Genomic DNA, 4,305 nt, shown 5'->3' with positions numbered 1-4,305 from the left:
CCGCAGTTCGCACCACTAACCTGTTGAAATATAACAGTAAAATGAGAATTTGACGGGTCTGCGGGATTTTCCCGTTTGTCTTCCCATAATGGGAATTCGTCATGCTTCGACTCATCGGGTCACACTACCACTTCCGCCGTGCCATCCCTCAGGACCTCAAAGCCCTTCTGGGCCGGTCTGAAATCTCTCTCTCCCTGCGTACCGATAAAAAGTTGATCGCCCGCGAAAGAGCTGCTGATCTGTATGCGCGTACAGGTGACTTCTTTCATAAGGCCCGGACTTTGGACGAACAGGCTTCCCCTACCCTTCTGCAAGAGCTTCTGGCCTTGCAAACCCAGATGATCCGGGATCAGGAAACCACCCTGTCACTGGCAGAAGAGTGCCATGCGCTCGAGCAGAAGGCTGAGAAAGCCCGCCATGCGATGGAGATGCTGGAACAGGTTCAGAAAGAGAGCGCCTTTCTCCAGCAAAGCAAGGATCATCTTGCTGCCATACAGACGCGACTGGAATCTCTCAGTCAACGCCTCAAAACAGGCTCAGCCGTAAGTGCCAAAGAAAAAGAAATGCTTCGGGGAGAAGCAAATCGGCTGGCTGCGATGATTGTGGATATTCGCAGCAATCAGACACTGGCCCAGCAGGCCGGAAACCTTCCGGCATCGTCTCTCGCCCCTCTTGAAGAGGTGGGAGCAGAAGAAAAGCCTGTTCCTGTTAAACCGTCCTCCCCTCGCCTGTCTGTCATGGCGGAAAAATTCATCTATTCAGACACCACCAAAAGCCCCGACACGCTCAAAGCCACTCGTAAGACCATTGATCTGTTCATTGAGGCCTTCGGCGATAAACCCATTCGACAAATAACTGGCACCGTGGCCGGTGAGTTCTTCGACCTTCTGTCATCCCTGCCCGCCACCCATGGCAAAGGAAAAACCGTTCTCCCCCTGCGTATGGTCATTGCTCAGGCACAGGAACAAGGCCAAGAAACTGTCAGTGGCAAAACTGTGAAGAACCACTTCTCTCGTATGTCTTCACTCTGGAGCCATCTTGTTCAACGTGACCTTGTAGACAAGAACCCATGGGCAGGCTGGGATTTTAATATCACCAAGAAAATTGTCCGACGGGGATGGACAGATGGTGAGCTTGCGTTGCTTGCTAACACTCATTGGTCAGGAACAGCGGTTTCCCATCGAACATGGGCTGGCATCATTACTATCGGCATGTTTACAGGCATGCGCTTGGGTGAAATCTGTAACCTCAGGCGACAGGATATTGAAGTCATTGACGGTGTGCCTTGCTTCCATGTGCGCCCTCACCACGAAGATAACTGGTCGCCGAAGACCACAGCGGGCACCCGTATCATTCCAATTCATTCAAGTCTGCTCGGAATGGAAAGGCTGAATCTGCTTGGGAACGATGGAGAAAAATTCCTCTTTCCTGATCTAACTGTCTCAGCATCAGGTGAACGAGGCGATAACTTTGCCCGTTCTTTCTCAAAGCATAAAAAGCGTATCGGCATCCCTGAAGATGTGACGTTTCATTCCTTCCGCCATACAGTTTCCACCAAGCTCAGAAATCAGGAAGCCCACATCAGAGAATTGTGGATCGACACCGTTCTGGGCCATGAAGCATCCCACAAATCGCAAGGGACCATGAACTACACAAGCGGGATTGAAGTTGCCAATCTCAAGCAGGTCATTGAAGCACTCACCTATCCGCCCGAATGCATTATGCCCTTCTGAAAGCCTTATGGTGACAGTCTTGTTTGCATAAAAAGAAAGTTCGGAAATCGGGTGTCTGACTAGGTTATCTTTAAAAGGAGCCAGCAGTGTCAAATGGCTACCCAAGGGGTGCATTCGACAAGCTGGTAAGGGGGAGAAATCTCCCCCGTTAACCCCCTCTTTTAGGAGAACCTCGTTATGCCAATCACTCGAACTTCCCGCCTCTCCGTCCGCGCATCCCCCGAAGAACTTGTGTGCTGGACTCATCTTGCCCGCTCCCGTGGCCATGCCACGACCTCCGACTGGATACGGTGTCTCCTCACCAGTGCGGAACTGGCCAAGCATGATGGGCCACACGTTCCCGATGAACTACGTGGGATACGTTATCAGCTTGCCCGTGTCGGCAACAACCTCAATCAGCTTGCCCGTTCTGCCAACTGCGGGGATGCCATCCAGTGTGGCAGTGTGCTGGATGACATTGAACCCCTGATCACACGACTTGACCAGCTTCTCTCTCCCTCTCGCAAAAAACGCTCCCCGCGATCAGCCCATCGCAGGTGCGAGACGGCTGTCGTGACCCGGCACTGACTGTCCAGGGCATGCGTCATGATCGTCAAGGAAAGCCGGATCAGAACAAAAAGCGGTGCAGGCGCTTTGACCCGCCATGTTCTGCGTGGTGCAAAAAATGAAGCTATCCGGGTTCTGGCAGGATCAGACTGGCTTATGCGTGACCAGATGCGCGAAGCCCATCGTGAAGGGCTGAAATATGGCCTCCGCCATATTGCCTTCAATCCAGATGAGGCCATGACTGACGATCAGCTTTCCGATTTTGTCCACCGTCTCTGTGACGAACTCAAGGCTGACCCAGAACACCTCACCCTTGTGATCCACCAGAAAGACGGAACCACCCATGGGCATCTCATTCTGCCAGAATGGCAACAGAATTGCATCCTGGACAGTCGATTTACATGGATGCGCATGGAAAAAATCGCCCGGCTTGAAGAAATCCGGCTGGGGCATCGCCTGGTCGCCGGTCGGCATGACAGGGCTATTGCAAAAGCCCTGCGTACGGAAGGCCATCACTATGAAGCAGAACAGGTTGAAGCGCTCATTCCTGTTTCTCATGATGCAAAACCCCGCTCTGCCTACACATCGCAAGCGCGACGCATCACCGAACGACAGGAGCTTGACCTTCCAGCTCTCAAAAAACTGGTCTGCACCCTGTGGTCACGCTCAGAGGACTTGAAAGCATTCCGGGACGCATTGAACGAACATAATCTCAGCATGCGTGCAGGGGATCGTGCCGAACAAAGACCGGGAGCGCATATCATTGAAGATCACAATGGAACACTGATCGGCAGCTTTACCCGCCTGACAAAAGTCAGGATGGCTGATTTCAGAAAAATGCTTGCAGAAGAAAAGCTACAGTCTGCCAGTAAACCTGAGACTGATATAAAAAATACGCGTTTACCCTTCCGCCGGACCCCAGAAAATTTTTACGATGAATTCCCCATACCCAAAGCCTCTTGCACACAATCACCCACACCAAAACGACCCGTTATAAAACGCCCCAAAATGAAGGTGTGGCAAAGACAGTTCTGGCTCCAACGTATGTCTGACGTTGACATCCCATCTACCAAACAATTTCGGCCAGAATTTCCTGTTCATATTATGAGTGTCGACGAGTTACGTTTCCGTCAGAAAATCAAAAAAGAAATTGCAGAACAACAAGCCATTCTTGATCAGAAGGCTCCGGAAATAAATTGGAAGCCTCAGGACAAAGACAAAACTCTAACAACATGGCGCAGGCAGCTTGTTCCCTATCAGAAGCAGCTCAGGAAAAGCTTTGACCGCTACAACTCGGCAAAGCAGGAATGGCGTGACGCCGAGAAAAACCGCTGGCATCGCATGACTGGGAAAGCCCAGAAACTGGAAAAAATAGCGGATACGCTCTTCTATGAATTCCTGGAGGTACTGCGTTTCATAGTGGAAGCTTTACTTCATGTCGTCGGGCTACGCCCGGAACTACCAAACCCAATTCGTGTAGTTCTGAGCGAAAAAGACCAGACAACACTGGAACAGTTCAAAAAGAACCACGATACTGAATTCTCAGCTATGGCGGACTCTCAGAAACTGACACCATGGCTCGACCAGAGGTTCGAAAACATGGCACAGACCCGGCAAAAGCGCATTGAACAATGGAAACAAGAGCATAAAGCTGCACAAGACTCTGCCCGTCAGGAAATCAAGCGACTTTCTCTTTTACTCACAACGAAGCCAGCCTCCCAGAATTGTCAGGCTACAACAAACCTGCACACCCCTAACGTGGCTCTTTCCATGTTCCCTTGATTACTTCACCCCACAAAAAGCATGATCATTACAGAAACAACATAACAATAAAAAATAGGCTCCCCCTCAAAAAGGGAGAGCCTACAATCAGTTTAAATCAAGCGTATTATTACGCTGATTTTGAGGCAGACTGAACAGCCTGCGTGGCGCTGACAATATAAGGACCAGCAGCACGCACAGTGAGAGACAGAATGCCCATTTTGCCATTGGATAGATAATCACCCAATGGAAGTTCTGCGTTACC

At 50.7% G+C, this 4,305-nt stretch carries 3 protein-coding genes; all 3 read left to right on the top strand.

Annotation, left to right across the window (positions count from 1 at the left end; all coding sequences use genetic code 11):
* Positions 1-101: 101 nt before the first annotated feature.
* The 3 genes from FKW19_RS16030 to FKW19_RS15890 all read left to right on the top strand — a co-directional run bounded on the left by FKW19_RS16030 (position 102) and on the right by FKW19_RS15890 (position 4,061).
* Positions 102-1,733, top strand: a complete 1,632-nt coding sequence (locus tag FKW19_RS16030) for a DUF6538 domain-containing protein (RefSeq protein ID WP_089178408.1) — start codon at positions 102-104, stop codon at positions 1,731-1,733.
* A gap of 177 nt (positions 1,734-1,910) precedes the next feature.
* Positions 1,911-2,300 carry a MobC family plasmid mobilization relaxosome protein gene (locus FKW19_RS14865; RefSeq protein WP_039905180.1) on the top strand — a complete coding sequence of 130 codons (390 nt, stop codon included), beginning with the start codon at positions 1,911-1,913 and terminating at the stop codon, positions 2,298-2,300.
* A 135-nt stretch (positions 2,301-2,435) separates the two neighbouring features.
* Entirely contained in the window at positions 2,436-4,061 is a 1,626-nt protein-coding gene (locus FKW19_RS15890; RefSeq protein WP_238331359.1) for a hypothetical protein, read from the top strand.
* Positions 4,062-4,305: the final 244 nt, after the last annotated feature.

Origin of the sequence: Acetobacter sp. DmW_125128 (genome assembly GCF_008704325.1) — a bacterium.
GTDB classification, from domain to species: domain Bacteria; phylum Pseudomonadota; class Alphaproteobacteria; order Acetobacterales; family Acetobacteraceae; genus Acetobacter; species Acetobacter oryzifermentans.
This window is presented reverse-complemented; position numbering and strand designations above follow the sequence as displayed.

Bases quoted from the DNA above. Each gene is read 5' to 3' on its own strand.
- FKW19_RS16030 (WP_089178408.1), top strand. From the start codon at position 102: ATGCTTCGACTCATCGGGTCACACTACCACTTCCGCCGTGCCATCCCT.
- FKW19_RS14865 (WP_039905180.1), top strand. From the start codon at position 1,911: ATGCCAATCACTCGAACTTCCCGCCTCTCCGTCCGCGCATCCCCCGAA.
- FKW19_RS15890 (WP_238331359.1), top strand. From the start codon at position 2,436: ATGCGTGACCAGATGCGCGAAGCCCATCGTGAAGGGCTGAAATATGGC.